Raw genomic sequence first — 17,643 nt, 5'->3', positions numbered from 1 at the left:
TATGACGACTCAACATAAACAAACCGCTACAAAAAAGGTATTAGCAACATTAGCCATCAGTTCATTTGCATTTGGTGCTAACGCTTCTATTGAACCACAGCAATGTGAAAACGTCCGCTTCGCTGATGTAGGCTGGACTGACATTACCGCAACAACCGCCGTTACTTCTGAACTATTAAAAGGCCTTGGTTACAAAACCAAAACCGACCTACTTTCAGTACCGGTGACATACTCTTCAATGGCGAACGGCGATATTGACGTATTCCTAGGCAACTGGATGCCAACCATGGAAGGCGATATTGCTAAGTACCGTGAAGAGGGCACGGTTGAAACCGTTCGTGCCAACCTTGAAGGCGCAAAATACACGCTAGCCGTACCAAAATACGTGTACGACTCAGGTGTAAAAAGCTTCGCCGACCTAGCAAAACATGCCGACAAATTTAAAGACCGCATCTATGGCATCGAGCCGGGTAACGACGGTAACCGCCTAATACAATCAATGATTGATTCAGACGCGTTTGGCTTGAAAGATTTCAGCCTAGTGGAATCAAGCGAAGCGGGCATGGTGTCGCAAGTATCTCGCGCTGCTCGTCGTAGCCAGTGGATCGTTTATCTAGGTTGGGCTCCGCACCCAATGAACAGCAATGTTGAAATGGAATACCTATCAGGTGGTGACGACTTCTTTGGCCCTAACTACGGTGGCGCGAATGTTTACACTAACGTTCGTTCAAACTACCTGTCTGAGTGTGCAAATGTCGGTCAACTTCTACAAAACCTAGAATTCACTCTAGAGATGGAAAACCAGTTGATGGAAGAGATTCTTAACCAAAAAGTGAAGCCAGAAAAAGCGGCTCAACAATGGTTGAACAATAACCCTCAACAAGTTGAAGCTTGGTTAGACAACGTAAAAACGCATAAAGGTGAATCAGCGACTCAAGCGGTTACTGAATACCTAAAACAAGTTAAAGCTTAGTTTTACCTACCTATCGTTCTATTTATCAAAGCTCTATAAATAAAAAAGGTGGGCTTGCCAATTGTCTATTGGTTTGAAGTAGCCCACCCATAATAAAAGGCAATATTGTGAATTTTATTACGGAAAACAAAATCCCTGTTGGTCAATGGATGGAAGCGGGTGTTGATTGGCTAACAATCAATGCAGCAGGACTCTTTGACGCTATTTCGATTTTTCTAGAAACCGTCATTATGTTTTTAGTCGATGTATTTAAGTGGATGCCGCCTGCACTGCCAGTCGTGATGACTGCTGCGATTGCATGGTACTTACACCGTAAACCTTCGCTGGTGATCTTTGTGGTCGCAGCACTGCTGACTATTCTTAACCTCGGCTATTGGCAAGAAATGCTGGAAACCTTTGTTCTCGTCTTTGCGGCGACAACGATTTCCGTATTAATTGGCGTACCGGTTGGCATCATGGCTGCTCACCGTCCTTGGCTCTATACAGTTTTGCGTCCAATTCTTGATTTGATGCAGACAGTCCCAACTTTCGTTTATCTGATTCCAACTCTGGTTCTATTCGGCTTGGGTATTGTTCCTGGCTTAATCTCTACCATTATTTTCGCGATAGCTGCACCGATTCGTTTAACCTACTTAGGCGTCACTAAAGTGCCTGAAGAGTTGATTGAAGCGGGTAAAGCGTTTGGTGCCAGCCGCATGAAATTGCTGATGAAGGTCGAATTACCGGCGGCTCTACCAAGCATCATGGCGGGTGTAACCCAATGTATTATGTTGTCGCTTTCGATGGTGGTTATCGCCGCTCTTGTCGGTGCAGACGGACTTGGTAAACCAGTAGTTCGTGCACTGAACACAGTGAACATCTCACAAGGTTTTGAAGCCGGATTGGCGATTGTATTAGTCGCTATCATTCTTGATCGCTTGTGCAAAACACCAAACCAGAAGGAGGCTTAATCATGTCTAACTCTCAGGAAAAAAAGACAATGGACGCGATTACCATTAAGAATCTCGATGTTGTGTTTGGTAATAAATCGAAACAAGCGCTTGAGCTACTCGACCAAGGTAAAACTCGCCAAGAGATCATCGATGAAACAGGTCAAGTTGTCGGCGTAGACAATGTGTCGCTGACGGTTGAAGAAGGCGAGATCTGTGTATTGATGGGTTTGTCTGGTTCTGGTAAATCATCTTTGCTTCGCGCAGTTAACGGTTTGAATGAGATCAGCCGGGGTTCACTAACAATCAAAGACGGTGACCAACAAGTCGATTTAGCGCAATGTGATGAAGCGACTCTGCGTCATCTTCGTACTCACCGTGTATCCATGGTTTTCCAAAAGTTTGCTTTGATGCCATGGCTTAACGTATTAGACAACGTGGCGTTTGGTCTTGAGATGCAGGGCGTAGCGAAAGATGTTCGTCGTGCAAAAGCGCGTGAACAACTAGAAATGGTCGGCCTAGCCGAATGGGAAACCAAATTCCCTCATGAGCTTTCTGGCGGCATGCAGCAACGTGTTGGTTTGGCGCGTGCGTTTGCAATGGACACCGACATTCTATTGATGGATGAACCGTTCTCGGCGCTTGACCCATTGATTCGTGCTCAACTGCAAGATGAACTGATCACACTGCAAAACAAACTCAACAAAACGATTCTGTTCGTGAGTCACGACCTAGATGAAGCACTGAAGATTGGTAACAACATCGCGATCATGGAGTCAGGGAAATTGATTCAACACGGTAAGCCTGAAGAGATCGTACTGACGCCAAAAACAGAATACGTAAAAGACTTCGTGGCTCACACCAATCCATTGAATGTGCTTAAAGGTCGTTCTTTGATGCAGCCTCTTGATTCACTGACGCAAGAGAATGAAAGCTGGAAGATCTGCGATTCTAAAGATCTCTGGATTGAACAGAGTGAAGGTGCTTTATCAGTAAAAGGTGAATCTGCTTTGGCGCTTGTCGAGTGGAGCGAATCTGACGACCTAACCGCGATCAGCGCGTCGAGTGTGGTTGTGGCAAGCCCTGAAATTGGCATGCGTGATGCGATTAAACTGAAACAGCTAAGTAATCACCCGATTTTGCTGGTGGAAGACAATCAACTGGTTGGTATTTTGGATAACAGCGAGTTTTACAACGCGCTAACGGGTAATTTTCATATGAATACCGCTGCGTAAAATTTCGTTTTCCAGCTTGGCGATTAGGGCTGGTTTTTTATTAGGTGGAGAGGGTTAAGTCTCTCTACCTCTATGATTATTAAAATATATTATTCTTTGAACTTGTATTCTCTGACTCGTTATTTTTGCCTTCATTGAAGCTTTCATTTCCCCTTCATTAAGTAAAAGTGCCGTACCACGCAAGTTTAGTGGTATAGAAAAGATTGAGAATAGTATGAACATCAGTACAATGCGGAAAAATCAATGAAGTAATTTATCAATTTACAGTGTAATTCGAGCTCACCTGACGTAAATAATCAGGACATATCATCGCTTCGACGCTGTAAAACCATTCACAGTATATTAGTACAAAGGTCTGCATCTTGGACAAACATGACGAAATCCTGGTCGCTATTCGCCAAATTATTCGCGCTATCGATTTACACTCGAAAAAGCTGAGTAAAGAGTATGGTTTGACTGGCCCTCAATTAATCTTAATGAGAGCAATCCAAGAAATGGGTAATGTGACGATCAAAGAATTGTCTAATCACACCAATGTAAGCCAAGCCACCACAACCACGATCATCGATCGCTTGGAACTGAATGGCTATGTACAACGTGTTCGCAGCTCGTCAGATCGCCGCAAAGTACACGCAAACCTGACTGAAAAAGGTCAAGAGTTGCTAAACAATGCGCCACCACCGCTGCAAGATAACTTCGTAAAAAAATTCCAAAACCTAGAGCCGTGGGAGCAAAGCTTACTGCTTTCTTCAATGCAGCGAGTATCATCAATGATGAACGCAGAAGACATCGACGCCGCTCCAGTACTTCAGCTTGAAGGCATTGCAAACGTAGCCAAGAGCTAACGTCATTTTTAAATTGTTCATTTAAAACAAAAACTTAAATTATTATCAAATGGTCGCACTAAGCGGCCATTTTTGATCCTGCCATTTAAAATCTCTATTTGCCCTGCGTGTTAGTTACGCCTTCTTATTTTAAATTCCCCTGACTTTTTGCCTCGTTTTAAGCCGCCTCATTGGATTGTAATCAAAACTCCATTGACGATTCTCTGACAATAAAACACTAGACCGACCGGTCTGTTTTGTATTATTGTGTGCTCATCTTAACCACGAGGTGATGTATGAAACACGAATTGACGCCAACACAAATGACCATGACGTTGAACAGCATGCAGGGAGCTTTTGCACAGAAACCGATGCCAGCGATATCGGAGAGAATTGAGCAGCTGCTCGCACTTAAATCTGCGCTAATCGATTACACAGATCGTTTGTGTGCAGCCGTGAGTGAGGACTATGGTCACCGCAGCCGACAAGACACTTTGATGGCTGACATATTGCCTTGTATCGGAAATATTGATCACAGCATTGAATGTTTGCCTCATTGGTCGACATCTTCAATTCGTCATTCCGGTCCATTACTTTCAACCTCTCGTGTGGAGGTGGTTTATCAACCCAAAGGCGTTGTCGGGATTATTGCTCCGTGGAATTTCCCGATCATGTTATCCGTCGGCCCGCTTATTTCTGCTCTGGCTGCTGGCAATCGCGCCATGATCAAGATGAGTGAATTTACCCCAGCGACGAACCAAGTATTAACAGCGCTATTGGCGGAAGTATTCCATGCCGATGAGGTGTGTTTGGTTGAAGGTGAGGTAGAAATCGCAGCCGCATTTTCGGCATTGCCGTTTGATCATCTTCTGTTTACAGGGTCAACCCAAGTGGGCCGCCAAGTGATGAAGTCAGCGGCTGACACGCTAACCCCAGTCACGTTAGAGCTGGGTGGAAAGTCGCCGGTTATCGTGGCAGAAGACATGCCGATCGATATTGCGGTAGAGCGAATCATTTATGGTAAAAGCCTAAACAACGGCCAAGTGTGTGTCGCTCCAGATTACGTGCTACTCCCTGAAGATAAGCTCGAAACCTTCATTCTGGAGTACAAAAAACAATACCAACAGCTGTTTGATGAAGGGATCTACTCTGAGAGTTTAACTTCGATCATTAACCCTCGCCAATGTGATCGTATTGCTGGTCTGTTGAATGAAGAGCAGGAAGCTGGGACACGAATCGTTGCTTGCCATGACGAAGCGATGGACCTAGATACTCATCGCTTGGTGACACATTTGATTGTTGAACCAAGCCTGTCATCCAAGGTGATGAACGAAGAGATTTTCGGCCCATTATTACCTTTGATTACGTATCGCAATGTCGAAGAGGCGTTCCAAGTCATCAATAGCAAACCAAGGCCGTTAGCACTCTACCTGATGAGCTTTGATTTGAGCTTACAGGCTCAGGTTAAGCACCAAGTTCACTCCGGTGGCATGTGCATCAATGACTGTGTGTTCCATTTAGCGGTTGATGATGCGCCGTTTGGTGGCATTGGCGAATCAGGTCAGGGCAACTATCACGGTAAAGAAGGTTTCCTTACTTTCTCTCACGCCAAAACAGTCTTGGAAACGGGTTTAGATCATCGAGTTAAGCATCTGTTTTCAAAAGAAGACAACGAATTAAAAACCGCAGTGATGAGCATGCTTGGCCAGTAAATCACTGTTGGTATGACACTGTTTATTTTTCAAAAAGTTATTTTCACGAAATTATTTTAAGAGGTTACTTTTATGTTGGAACGTTTTTTTGAACGTACGATCAAATCGTATTTGATGATTACAGGTTTCTTAACAGCGACGGCATTTTCCACTTTCCTAGCGCCAGATTGGAGTATGCAGACGCTGTTCTCGTACAACGATACCATGATGGAAAACAAGGAGTACTTGCTCGGTACTTATCAACACTGGGGTGTGATGGTTGGCTGTATTGGTGTGTTGTTGATGTTCTCGGCGAAGTACAAATCGCTGCGTACCTCAACCATGATTTACAGCGCATTTGAGAAGTCGATGTTTGTTGGCATCTTCTTATACAACGTGTGTATCAACGATTATGAGTGGTTCTATGGCTGGAGCGGCGTGTTTGCGCTCGATGGATTTGTGACCGTTTATTCTTTGGTTTATCTGTACTACTACCTCACTAGAGATAAGAGTAAGGTCCCAGCTCACCTTCGTTAATCGTTAACCGTTTGTGAGTTGCTCAGGGTGAGTCAATGACACTTCTTTAATGATCAATAGCTTACTTATGATTACAGCCCGCATTTGCGGGCTTTTTTCGTTTTGGGGCAATGATCCATAAAGATCTTAATTGACATATCTTTGACATTTACGCTCTAGACCGACCGGTTTGTTTTGGTTATTGTTTAGTCATCAACTAGAAATGAGGTAAACACCATGACAACCAATAATTTTAACTTTCAACTTAAAACCATTGTTCATGCTCAAGAGAACGGCATTGAAAATATCCCTTCTCTGTTTGGTCGCTTAGGTGCGCAAAGAGTCGTGCTCTTTTCTGATAAAGGTTTGGAGTCTCTTGGCTTTGTTGAGCAGTTCTCGGCGTTGTTTGTAAACCAGAATGGGAATCAGGCAGCGAACCAACAAGCGGTTCAGCTTGTTGGCGTGTACACCGATATCGCGCCAGACGCGACTTGCGACAACATCAACGCAGCCATTGAGTTTGCAAACAGCGTCAATGCTGATGCGATCTTGTCTGTTGGCGGCGGTAGCGTAATTGATGCTTCTAAAGGTGTGAAATACGCATTTCATAAAAAGATAGATGACATTCGCGCCGTGATTGCGGGCGGCGGTCATATGGATGTGTGGCCAAACAATGAAGATATTCGAGTGCCCCATATTGCTGTTCCGACAACGGCTGGTACGGGCGCAGAAGCTTCTCCTATTGCTGTTTTTTACAACGAACATGAAAACATTAAGGCAAGCCTAGTCGCATCGGGATTGGAAGCCGATATCGCAATTCTTGATCCAACCGTTACCACTAAGCTGCCAGCCCACCTGACTCGTTCTACCGCCATGGATGCGCTAACACACGCTGTTGAAGCAATTGTCTCGCCAATGAGTAATGCATTCACCGACGCTTACGGCATTCAGGCTGCAAAACTGATTGTTGAAAACTTACCCTTGGCACTTAAAGAGCCAGAAAACCTAACAGCACGCGGCAATCTTCTTCAAGCGAGCACCATGGCGATCTCTGCTTTCTATTCGTCTTTGGGCGGTATTCCGATTCATAACTGTGCTCACGCTTTTGGTGCGATTAGTCACATTCCACATGGCGATGCCAACACGGTACTGATGCCGGTTGTGATTGAAGCGCTGCCGGAATTCTATATGCCGAATGCGGCGAAGTTAGCTCAAGCTTTCTCGGTCGACACGACGGGAACCGATGAGATGGTTTACCAGAGAGTGTTGGATTTCTTAAACAACTTCCAAACCAGTGTCGGTGCGATGAAGCGTTTCAGCAGCTGGGACTTTGATGAACAAGAGAAGAGCAACATTGCAGAAGCGATTGAAAAAGACATCTGTTTTCAGTTCTACCCAATCTCGAAACAGACGATTGAAACCATCATTGAGAAAGCGATTTAAGTCTCTGTCTTAATCGACTGAATCTTATGACCATTTAGTTCAGTCCCTGATTCACTCACAACCATTACTCGAGAGCCAATTATGAAAATTGAAAACGTATTGCTATCAAGCTTGTGCATCATCGCGCCATTCCTACTTTTCACCTAACTCATTCAACAGGGACGTTGTGACCTTTATTCCCGAGGAGGAAATAAATGATCAATAAACGTTTAACTACCGTGATTCTGACTGGTGTTTTGGCTGCTCTGTTTTTTGCCAAAGCAAGCGTTGGAAGCGAAAGCTCTAAGAACGCAGCCACCATGGATCAATCGCAGCAGCATCAAGACGTCGTGCAATTGTTGGATGAAGCTTATCAAGGGCAATTGGATGCCCAGCTCTCTGTCGCTTACTTATATCTGAGCGGAGAGGGCGTAGAACAGGATGATGAAAAAGCCGCGGAGTGGTTCGTCACCGCAGCCAATAACGGTAGCCCTGAAGCTCAAACACAGCTTGGGTTGATGTATATCTCTGGAAGTGGCGTTCAATCCAGCCAAGCGGAGGCTGTCACCTGGATTGGCATGGCAGCAGCTCAAGAGTATGACCCTGCGCTCGACTTATTACATTGGATGTCGCAAGCCGCGCACTAATTCAAATCCTGCTCAAAGTTAATTATAGAAAAAGTTATTCACAAAAATTGGAGAACGTCTTATGCAGACATTCAAGAAATCTTTAGTGTTCACGGCAATGGCGGCGGCAAGCAGTGCTGCTCTTGCGGCTGAATCAGAAAAACCGAATATTGTCGTTATCGTCGGTGATGATGTGGGCTTTGCTGATACTCAGCCTTATGGCTCAGAAGTCGATACACCTAACTTGATGGCGTTAGCCGAAGAGGGAGTGAAATTCACTAACTTTCACGCTTCACCAACCTCATCAGTGACTCGCTCAATGATGTTAACCGGAGCAAACAGTCACGAGGTTGGGCTAGGAACCTTTGACTATGCCGTCTATCCGGGTGCGATTGGCAAGCCGGGTTATGAAGGTTACCTCACCAAGAAAGGGGTTACGGTCGCCACGTTGCTTGAAGAGAGCGGCTATAACACTTACCTCTCTGGTAAATGGCATTTGGGGCACGAGGATGGCTTCCTACCTGATGATCGAGGTTTTGGTGAGAGTTACGGTATTTTAGCGGGCGGTTCGAATCACTTTAACCGAGATATGATGTTCCCAGCCAAAAACGCTGCGACAGCGGATGCGCTGCAAAAAGGCGATATTCCCGGTGTTGAGGTTGAGCCAACTTACCGCAACGGTGAAGTGGTTGAGGACAAGTACAAAGGCGAGTATTCAGACCAAGTTTACACCAACGAGATCATCAAGATGATCGACAGCAAAAAAGACGACGGTAAGCCTTTCTTCGCTTACGTCCCATTCACCGGTATTCACCTGCCACTGCAAGCGCCTGAGTCTGCCTATCAAGATAAAGTCGATTACTACGTTGAACATGGTTGGGACTCGGTTCGAGAAGATCGTTTCCAACGTATGAAAGAGATGGGTGTGATTCCAAAAGACGCCGATATTTCAGATCGTAACGCATTAAGCCGACCTTGGGACTCGCTCTCTGAGAAAGAACAAAAGTGGTACGGAAAGAAAATGGCTGTCGCGATGGGCATGATGGAAATGCAGGACCAACAAGTCGGTCAGATAGTCGATCACCTGAAAGAAATCGGGGAATACGATAATACTTACATCATGTACCTAGCGGATAACGGCCCAGAAGCGGCGGATATTACCGGTGAAAATATCAGTGATTTGATCCGAACGTGGACTGCTCATCATTTTGATAATTCGACTGAAAACTTGGGCAAGGCGAACTCCAGTGTGTCACTTGGCCCTGAGTGGGCAAGCGCTTCAACCGGTGGCCTATCTTGGTACAAAGCTTACACAGCAGAGGGCGGTATCCGTGTGCCGTTTATCGTTAAGCCAGCCAAAGCGCTTCTAGAAGGTGAAGATGCGTTACAGCCGGGAACTCAAACAGATGACTTATCACAAGTGAAAGACATTGCAGCCACGATTCTTGAGATTGCAGAGGTAGAGCATCCAGGAACGGAATATCAAGGTCGAGAAGTAGCGCCGATGAGTGGTGTGAGCTTGTTGCCTTACTTCAAAGGGGAAACGGCAGACGTGCACAGTGCCAACAATGCGATTCCATTTGAATTGTTTGGTAGCGGAATTCTGCTTAAAGGTGATCATAAGATCATCCGAATTTCTACGGGAATGGGCGGTGACAGTGAGTGGCACTTATACAACACCAAGAAAGATCCAGCTGAGCAACATGACTTGAGAAATGAAATGCCAGATCTGTTCCTTGAAATGGTCGCTGAATATCAAGAATACGAAAAAGCGCAAAATATCGTCCCGGTTGACGAAGCGTGGAACCCGTTTGAAAACGTGAAATAGAGGAAAAAACCACTCGGCCAACCTAATGCCATCAAGCTTGGTTGGCCGATGAACACCGTGTAAAGGAATTACGAATTGTTTTAACTAATACAATAACTTTTACATCGAGGCACTCTTCATGACGACATTATCGCTATCAAATTTGAGTTCAGTTCCGCAGTTCAATGGCAAAGCACACAGCAAACTTCAGGCGTTAGCAAAACCAATTGGGGCGGTGTGTAATATCAGTTGCACCTACTGTTATTATTTAGAAAAACAACAGCTGCTTGATTACCCAAAAGGCTCTCAATATACGATGGATGAAGTTCTGTTAGAGCGTTATATCAAGCAATATATAGAAGGGCAGAATACGCCTGAAATCATCTTTTCTTGGCATGGTGGAGAGCCTACCTTGTTGGGGATTGAGTACTTTCAAAAGGTCGTCGAGCTGCAGAAAAAATATTGTCCTAGCTACAGTAAGATCAGCAATGACCTTCAAACCAACGGCACGTTACTGAATGATGCGTGGTGTGAGTTCTTCAAAAAGAATGACTTTATCATTGGCGTCAGTATTGATGGCCCAGAGCACTTACATAATCACTACCGAACTAACCGTGCAGGCAAAGGCACTTTTTCTCAAACAATGCGTGGCATTCGCTACTTGAAGCAACATAACGTCGAGTTCGCGACCCTAAGCTGCGTGAATGATGTGACAGGTAAATATCCACTAGAGGTCTATCGCTTTCTACGCGATGAAGTGGGTTCGAAGCAATTGCAGTTTATTCCTGTGGTCGATAAGCGCGAAGCTCACACCAACAATAAATGGTTGAGCAACCAACAAGCGATCATTCCCGTATCAGGCGAGGTTGAAGCTTGGAGTGTTAACTCTGCGCAATGGGGACAATTCCTCACTACCATTTTTGATGAGTGGTTTGAGCACGATTTTGGTCGGGTATTAGTGCCGTACTTTGAAAATTTTGTCGGCGTATGGATGGGCAGAGAAAGCACCATGTGTACCTTGAGTGAGATCTGCGGCAAAGGGTTAGCGGTTGAGCCCAATGGCGATGTGTATTCATGTGACCATTATGTCTTTCCTGAATTTCAGCTGGGTAATATTCAGGGACAAGCACTTTCAACTTTAGCCTTCTCGCCAAAGCAGCAGCGTTTTGGGTTCGCCAAACAAAAGTCTCTGCCGAAACAATGCCAAGCCTGTGAGTTTAAATTTGCATGCCATGGCGAGTGCCCTAAAAACCGCATCATCAAAAGCCAAGATGGTGAGGCGGGGTTAAATTATCTCTGTGAAGGATGGCTAAGCTTCTTCAAGCATGTCGACCCGGTTATTAAGGGCTTACTCAAAGTCAATAATATTCCGTCTCGTCTGGGGTGACGGAGTAGGCGTGAATGGATTCAATCTAGATTTAAAGTTAGATAAAAGGCTCGCTAAATTGTGCGAGCCTCTTGGTATTTGATATTTGATATTTGATATTTGATATTTGGTATTTGGTAACGGGTATATCTAGTCAGCCGATTCTTGTGCCGAGCTCATGGCAAGAATAGTTTCATCCATGGCGTTGTTTAGAATCGAACGGTTACGCTGCATGGCGGCCATGAGCGTTGAGCCTAGCCATAGGCCATAAAGCATTCGAGACAGCGATTCGGGCTCTGCGATAGTGAAATCACCGGCCTCATTACCTTCTTCAAACAGTTTTGCCATACGCAGGATGATCTTTTCAGCGCCTTCTGCCATGGTCGATTGCAACGGGTTAGCAGACCCAGATACTTCTCCCGCCAGTTTTACGACAAGACATTGGATATTGAAGTCTTCAGTCAGTTTCGATGCACACCAAAACTCGAAATAGGCTTTTACGCGGTCACGAAGAGAAAGCGACTCATCACTTAAAAAGTCGTCTAGCTTAGCGAGATGCTCATCAAAGTAGTTAGTAAGAAGGATCTCACCAAAGTGCTCTTTGGATTTAAAGTAGTGGTAAAAAGAACCCTTCGTGCCTTCCGCTTGGTTGATGATCTTCATCAGGCCAACACCAGCAAAACCGTGTTCATTAATAAGGCTAAACCCTGCATCGAGCATAGCTTGTCGCATGTCTTTCATTGTTCTTACTCTTTATGCTGAGAATGAGGAATAGTGTAACCAGCAACATACCAACCGTCCAGTCTAGCGCGTTAGGGCACGGTCAATAATTGACTCGTTTCGTCAAAGTGATTTTTCTCTATGACCCCTTCTAAGCGACAAAACTTTTTTCAAGATAAGCGCATGCTATAAAACGAAAATAACAACCTTAAAGAGCTTGTTTGGTGCCTTAAAATGACCAAATCGGGGTGTTTTAGTTGCTGTTTTTGTTGGTTTTTAATTTGGTGTTTTCTTGAGATCGCAATGGTAGTCTTAGCTTAATTTCTTTAGGGGGCTAAATGGACACCAATAACAGCACTTATCATCACCACAATTTTGCTCAGCAAGACTTATCAGAGCTTACATTTACAGCCTGTACGTTTATCCGTTGTGATTTCAGACGTTCGAACTTACGTGATGCAACGTTTATTAACTGTAAGTTTATCGAACAAGGCGATATTGAGGGATGCCACTTCGATGTTGCAGATTTGCGTGATGCAAGTTTTCAGAACTGTCAGTTGGCGATGGCGAATTTTAGCAACGCGAATTGCTACGGTATTGAGTTACGTGATTGTGACCTGAAAGGGGCGAACTTTACTCGTGCGAATTTTGCCAACCAGGTAAGCAATAGAATGTATTTTTGCTCTGCGTATATTACGGGCTGTAATCTGTCATACGCCAATTTTGAACAAGCTTGTTTAGAGAAGTGTGAGCTGTTTGAGAACCGTTGGATAGGCACTTACCTTGACGGCGCGTCACTGAAAGAGTCTGATCTTAGCCGAGGTGTGTTCTCGGAAGATGTATGGGGGCAATTCAGTATGCAAGGTGCTAATTTATGCCATGCTGAATTAGAAGGGTTAGATCCTCGCAAAGTAGATACAACAGGAATCAAAATTGTCGCGTGGCAACAAGAACAACTGCTTGAAAGCATGGGTATTGTGGTGATGCCTGATTGATAGCTGTAATTTCTAACTACAGGCTATTTGGAATATGTAAGATTTCGCTATAGAAGAAAAGCCCAAAGCTAATAACTTTGGGCTTTTCCGTATTTGGTCGCATGCATTTTATAATGATGTTTAGAAAAGAGAATGCTTGGCGAATATAGGGTTGATTAATGCATACCTGAACGCATTTTGTCGGCTAGCGCAAAGAACACAAACAGTACAAAGCATACAAGCGCGACACACAGTGAGGCGATGATGGTTGTTGCATCTTTGGAAATCAGTGGCACGACGATAGAAGCTAACGCTATCAACATAACAAGGATATGAACGATTCGTCCGGGAACAGGGTTTTTATGACAGAATGAAGCCCATAGGTAACGCATTTTTAACACCAGTATAAAATTAGTGGATTTATTCTATTTTCTTAATGAGTGTTTTGTAAATAAGTTTTCGTTATAGGTGACTGTAAATATGAACTAAGTCATCATTATATAAAATCAGTTAAATAACAGTGGTTTATCTATAGAAAAGAGAGTGCTTATCATTTTTATAAGAAAATATAGTATTCGGTATTTTGTTGGATATTAAGCTAAAATTCGCTCCGTTTTGATTTCTGGGCTTAAGGTCTCACTTATTGAGTGTTTTGTTAAGATACCGTTTGCGTATTGATTTCCGCCCTGTACATGTCAATTAGGCAGGTATCTATTTAGGGGCTGAATTCGTTTAATGTCATTTATCAAAGAGAGTGTTCGAATTGAGAGCGCGGTAATCTTGTCTTAGATTCAGTTTGGTATACTCAAGGTTCAATCTACGAAGATGATGGAGATGATATGTCGAAAACCGCGAAGATCATTAATGAAGATAAGCTGGTTAAGAAGGCTCTAGAAGTCGGTTTTAAAATGGCAAAGTTGCAAGGTTTCGATTTGCCGAACTCATCTCAACCAATCAAGGTTAAGGCTGTTTATCTATTTCTTGTTGAAGTAAATCAAATCACTCCGTTACCAGACAGTAAGTTGGATGGTGCAAATATTAAGAAGCGCCTAGCGTTATGGATACACAACGCTTTGCCTGATAATGATCCTCTGAAGTAAGCAGAGACTAACTCGTTTTTATGTGTGAAACCTAGCGGTCACTCGCTAGGTTTTTTTGTTTTATGATTGCTATTTCGAGTTTAAACCGAGTCAGTAAAGTAATAGCAAACCTTGGTAGCCACCGATCTGTACTTCATCGACATACTCTCCCACTCTGCCGTCAGCACTTACGGGCTTCATTGGTCGGTCTAATCGAATCGAGATTTTCTCTGCAGCATAAAAGTCAGCATTTTTCCCATAAAAATCGGTGCGATAGAGAACTCGTCCATGCTCAAACTCTCTGGCTATCACCATGTCTTCTGGGCCGCCTTCTACAACCTGCTTATCTGATTGATAAAGGAAATAGGTATGAGTCGGTAGCAGTGAAACCTTGCCATTAGGTAAGTCTTGATGAGTGACCTGGGATTGCGAAGTGTTGCCAACAATCGTGTAATCCTCAGATTGTGGAGTACGAGTTGAGAGCATCAATGAGGTAGGTTCAAACCCCGAAGGAATCACACCTGAAGGTTTTCCAAGAGGGATATCGAGCAATGCTGTGGGCTTATAAGCCATGTTTTTGGGTACGCCCGGTTTCCAGAAGTTATCTGTTGTGGTGTTGTTGCTCCCATACACGTAACTGTTGTTCCATTGATTGAAATAGCTGTGTTCAGGGTGGTAGTTGAGGTAATAGACAGCGAGAGTTGAGTACTGGTCTTGTTGCCAATTCTCTTGGTTGTTTCCAAAGAACTGCACTCGTCCATAGCGCGTAGTGGCTTGTTGAATAACCTTCGACCCTGAATAGCCGAGTGCTGAGTTATCCCAAAACTTCGATAGCCCGCCATAGCCGCTAAATCCCGTTGACGGAAATATATAGTGCTCCCTGAAATACAGGTTTCCTGCATCGATAAGGTGCGCTTGCCCATTTCGACCATAGAGGTTAGCCGTTCCAATGTTTAGCCCGATTAATGGTTTGTCATTAACGGCAGTCAATCGTTTGAGAAAGGCGGTGAACTCTTGCTTATAGCGTTCATCCGCTTCAGTTGAGCCTGCGATAGCATCAAGCTCAGCGATGTTTCCCCCAGAGTAAATATCAAATTGATTGCTACCTAAGAGCTTATTGGTGTCATCGTTGTAGGCGCCACGGAGTCCTAGTTTTGTCCAGTGTTGACCATAATAACTGCCCATTGCCATCAATAGCCCGGGATTAGCCAGATTGGTTAGCGACCATGACGAATTTTGGTCCCACATTCGACCAAAAGGAATAACACGGGACTGCCAACGAAATCGAGCTGTGGCAGACTTGTTGCTTCGGTTTTGGTATTCAGCAGGAGATAAATAGTTGTCGTTGTTGAGATCGGCCGACTGGTCGAAACCAAGAATTTTTCTCCAATGCGTTGTTTTATCGGGAGAGCGGTTATTTACTGCTGCTGATGACAAGTCTTTTGGAGCGACGTTCGGAAAGCTATCCCCGAGTTGAACACGGTTTAAACGAGGTCGAATATCATTTGCGCGGCCTTGCCAGCGCACTCTAACAACGTATAAACGCCCACCATCACGGACAAAAGATGAGCCAAAAAATTGGCCGCCACCATAACTTTGGCCACTGCCATCATGAGTGCTTGCTCTTACCCAATCTGCGGGTAATAGCCAGTTTACCGCTTGGTTCTGAGTCATGTTCTTGGTGCCATCTTCCGTTATTTCGATTTGAGACCAATCGGTCACATGATTCTCAGCATTCATCGAAGATGGATATTCAATCCGAAATTTTCCTCCTTGTGCAAAGCGTGAAAATTCAAATTCTAAATGGTCAAACTTTTCAGAGTGATAAATGTAGAGCGCACCCCCTTGTTGGAAATGTTCAAAGACATCGGTATCCCAAGGTGTGGGTTGGTAAAGGGCAAAACCTGCGTGCATTTCGTCTTCGGTATAACCAACGAGCATAGGCTTGCGGTTTAATAGAGTGTTCTCACCATGAGTCGGGTCAGGCTCTGCAAGGATGGTGTCTTCTGAAAAGTGTAGAAAAAAATCTTCGTAATCGATGTCGTATCGTTCAGCGATGTCTCTAATTTCGTTTTCGAACGGGCCTGAATTTAACTCTAACTTTTGGTTGTACATGTAGCCAACGGCCTGGACTTTGTTGTTGAGGCTCGGCTCTGCATTCGCTCCAAACATCAAATCACTATTGTTGAGCTCCCAATCAACCACATCGTGGGCTGATATTTCATTGCCTTGTAAGTCGATCCCTTGCTCATGTTGACCGGGTAGAACGATCGTGTAGTTGGCCCAAATGATATTGGGAAAGGTAAGGCTGGTAAGAAAAATGGCTGAGACTAATCGTGTTGTTTTCATTATGTTTCCTTGCCATTCACTCTTTAAGTGTTATCCCTGTTTGGTAAGTGTAGCCAATCGTAATATCTATGTTCTGTTTCCGGTTATGTCTAATGCTGAGCGGTGCTCACTTTGCTTATATCGGCGTGTTACTTGCATCTTTGGGTAGGGGAAGCACTCTGTTAGTAACAGTAACTTGACAGGTTAGAGCTTGCTAACAAGTATTAAGTTGATGATTTTAAATCCGTAATCCATAGGTTTTCCGAAATTGAATGATTGAGGGCGTAGGTGTGGATATTCATTTTGACGTTCAATATGACCGAACTTGATAAATAGCGAGGAAATACCTCTTATGATGTATTTATTATTTTTGTTGTTACTTGTGGCGATGCTATGCGCCTTTTTCGACAAGAAGACCGCGGCTTATGGTTTTTTTGCGGGCTCTGTGATTCTTGGGTTGTATTGGTTTAATCACCATGCGACCGACTCGTTACCTATCCTATTGTAAGGAGCTCACATGAATCGAAATCAGTTAACGCTCCTAAATACGCTTGGCCTACTCGGCATGACCGTAGTGCTGTTGATAGGCTTTATCCTTCAGTTTGTGCTTCATGAGTTGCCTTGCCCGCTGTGTTTGTTGCAACGTATCGGTTTTGTGATGGTTGCGTTTGGCTTCATGTTGAATGTGGTTTATGGGCCTCAACCTCGTCACTATGGCATTGTTTTGATCGGGGCCTTGTATGGTGTCGCCACCTCACTACGGCAGGTCTCATTGCACGTGATTCCAGGCACGCCTGGCTATTGGAGTCCTATCTTTGGAATGCACTATTACACTTGGGCTTTCGTGTTATTTACTGCGACCATATTAGCGGTTGCTGTCATTCTAATATTGACTAATAAAGAGCCATCGCAAGAAGCGTATAAGATGAGTAATTTGGGGCGTGTGGCGTGCTTATTAGCCATCGTCGTGGTTGCACTCAATGCTATCGCTACCTTTGTTGAGTGTGGTCCTTATCAGTGTCCAGATAACCCAGTGAGCTATTGGTTACTCAACTAACTCACATGGCAGTTATCAGCAAAAAGAGAAAGCCACAGCGTTTTGAACTGACCCCCAATAGTTGGACACCAATTATTGGGGGTCTTTTTATGTCCA

Annotated in this window: 17 protein-coding genes; 14 read left to right on the top strand and 3 right to left on the bottom strand. The window is 44.3% G+C overall.

Features of this window, described 5'->3' with window-relative positions; all coding sequences use genetic code 11:
* Position 1: 1 nt before the first annotated feature.
* The 10 genes from AB6E78_RS15670 (at position 2) to AB6E78_RS15625 (ending at position 11,410) form a co-directional block, all read left to right on the top strand.
* Complete coding sequence (locus AB6E78_RS15670; RefSeq protein WP_017070132.1) at positions 2-973, top strand: choline ABC transporter substrate-binding protein; 972 nt, start codon at positions 2-4, stop codon at positions 971-973.
* Positions 974-1,080: 107 nt separating this feature from the next.
* Positions 1,081-1,923, top strand: coding sequence for a choline ABC transporter permease subunit (gene choW, locus AB6E78_RS15665; RefSeq protein ID WP_372133927.1), 843 nt, complete (start codon positions 1,081-1,083; stop codon positions 1,921-1,923).
* 2 nt (positions 1,924-1,925) lie between these two features.
* Positions 1,926-3,137: a choline ABC transporter ATP-binding protein gene (gene choV / locus AB6E78_RS15660; RefSeq protein WP_372133928.1), complete on the top strand. Its 1,212-nt coding sequence runs from the start codon at positions 1,926-1,928 to the stop codon at positions 3,135-3,137.
* A gap of 362 nt (positions 3,138-3,499) precedes the next feature.
* On the top strand, positions 3,500-3,982 hold the full coding sequence (locus AB6E78_RS15655) for a MarR family winged helix-turn-helix transcriptional regulator (protein WP_017061075.1): 483 nt from the start codon (positions 3,500-3,502) through the stop codon (positions 3,980-3,982).
* Positions 3,983-4,257: 275 nt separating this feature from the next.
* On the top strand, positions 4,258-5,673 hold the full coding sequence (locus AB6E78_RS15650; RefSeq protein ID WP_372133929.1) for a coniferyl aldehyde dehydrogenase: 1,416 nt from the start codon (positions 4,258-4,260) through the stop codon (positions 5,671-5,673).
* A gap of 72 nt (positions 5,674-5,745) precedes the next feature.
* Entirely contained in the window at positions 5,746-6,189 is a 444-nt protein-coding gene (locus AB6E78_RS15645; protein ID WP_017070129.1) for a hypothetical protein, read from the top strand.
* A 216-nt stretch (positions 6,190-6,405) separates the two neighbouring features.
* Positions 6,406-7,611: an iron-containing alcohol dehydrogenase gene (locus AB6E78_RS15640; protein WP_372133930.1), complete on the top strand. Its 1,206-nt coding sequence runs from the start codon at positions 6,406-6,408 to the stop codon at positions 7,609-7,611.
* A 194-nt stretch (positions 7,612-7,805) separates the two neighbouring features.
* Positions 7,806-8,237 (top strand): tetratricopeptide repeat protein, encoded by a 432-nt coding sequence (locus tag AB6E78_RS15635; protein ID WP_372133931.1) that lies wholly within the window; start codon positions 7,806-7,808, stop codon positions 8,235-8,237.
* A 61-nt stretch (positions 8,238-8,298) separates the two neighbouring features.
* Positions 8,299-10,044 carry an arylsulfatase gene (locus AB6E78_RS15630; protein WP_372133932.1) on the top strand — a complete coding sequence of 582 codons (1,746 nt, stop codon included), beginning with the start codon at positions 8,299-8,301 and terminating at the stop codon, positions 10,042-10,044.
* A gap of 118 nt (positions 10,045-10,162) precedes the next feature.
* Positions 10,163-11,410, top strand: a complete 1,248-nt coding sequence (locus tag AB6E78_RS15625) for an anaerobic sulfatase maturase (protein WP_372112186.1) — start codon at positions 10,163-10,165, stop codon at positions 11,408-11,410.
* A 129-nt stretch (positions 11,411-11,539) separates the two neighbouring features.
* On the opposite strand, the gene AB6E78_RS15620 is transcribed toward AB6E78_RS15625, so the two are convergent.
* The gene (locus AB6E78_RS15620) at positions 11,540-12,130 is read right to left on the bottom strand and encodes a TetR/AcrR family transcriptional regulator (RefSeq protein ID WP_102556057.1); all 591 of its coding nucleotides are present in this window, start codon (positions 12,128-12,130) and stop codon (positions 11,540-11,542) included.
* 317 nt (positions 12,131-12,447) lie between these two features.
* Between AB6E78_RS15620 and AB6E78_RS15615 the strand changes: the two genes are divergently transcribed.
* Positions 12,448-13,104, top strand: coding sequence for a Qnr family pentapeptide repeat protein (locus tag AB6E78_RS15615; protein ID WP_372112184.1), 657 nt, complete (start codon positions 12,448-12,450; stop codon positions 13,102-13,104).
* A 155-nt stretch (positions 13,105-13,259) separates the two neighbouring features.
* On the opposite strand, the gene AB6E78_RS15610 is transcribed toward AB6E78_RS15615, so the two are convergent.
* Positions 13,260-13,475 (bottom strand): hypothetical protein, encoded by a 216-nt coding sequence (locus AB6E78_RS15610; RefSeq protein ID WP_017072476.1) that lies wholly within the window; start codon positions 13,473-13,475, stop codon positions 13,260-13,262.
* Between the two features lie 447 nt (positions 13,476-13,922).
* On the opposite strand from AB6E78_RS15610, the gene AB6E78_RS15605 reads away from it, so the two are divergent.
* Positions 13,923-14,183: a DUF5062 family protein gene (locus AB6E78_RS15605; RefSeq protein ID WP_372112183.1), complete on the top strand. Its 261-nt coding sequence runs from the start codon at positions 13,923-13,925 to the stop codon at positions 14,181-14,183.
* A 90-nt stretch (positions 14,184-14,273) separates the two neighbouring features.
* On the opposite strand, the gene AB6E78_RS15600 is transcribed toward AB6E78_RS15605, so the two are convergent.
* Positions 14,274-16,511 carry a hypothetical protein gene (locus AB6E78_RS15600; RefSeq protein WP_372112181.1) on the bottom strand — a complete coding sequence of 746 codons (2,238 nt, stop codon included), beginning with the start codon at positions 16,509-16,511 and terminating at the stop codon, positions 14,274-14,276.
* Between the two features lie 331 nt (positions 16,512-16,842).
* Here AB6E78_RS15600 and AB6E78_RS15595 point away from each other — a divergent pair, with 331 nt between their 5' ends.
* Positions 16,843-16,998: a DUF5993 family protein gene (locus AB6E78_RS15595; protein WP_017072479.1), complete on the top strand. Its 156-nt coding sequence runs from the start codon at positions 16,843-16,845 to the stop codon at positions 16,996-16,998.
* Positions 16,999-17,007: 9 nt separating this feature from the next.
* Entirely contained in the window at positions 17,008-17,547 is a 540-nt protein-coding gene (locus AB6E78_RS15590; protein WP_372133933.1) for a disulfide bond formation protein B, read from the top strand.
* The last annotated feature ends 96 nt before the right edge of the window (positions 17,548-17,643 follow it).

The organism is Vibrio sp. 10N.247.310.98, from assembly GCF_041467395.1.
Classification (GTDB): domain Bacteria; phylum Pseudomonadota; class Gammaproteobacteria; order Enterobacterales; family Vibrionaceae; genus Vibrio; species Vibrio crassostreae_C.
The sequence above is the reverse complement of the archived record's forward strand: the minus strand, read 5'-3'. Positions and strand labels throughout refer to the sequence as shown.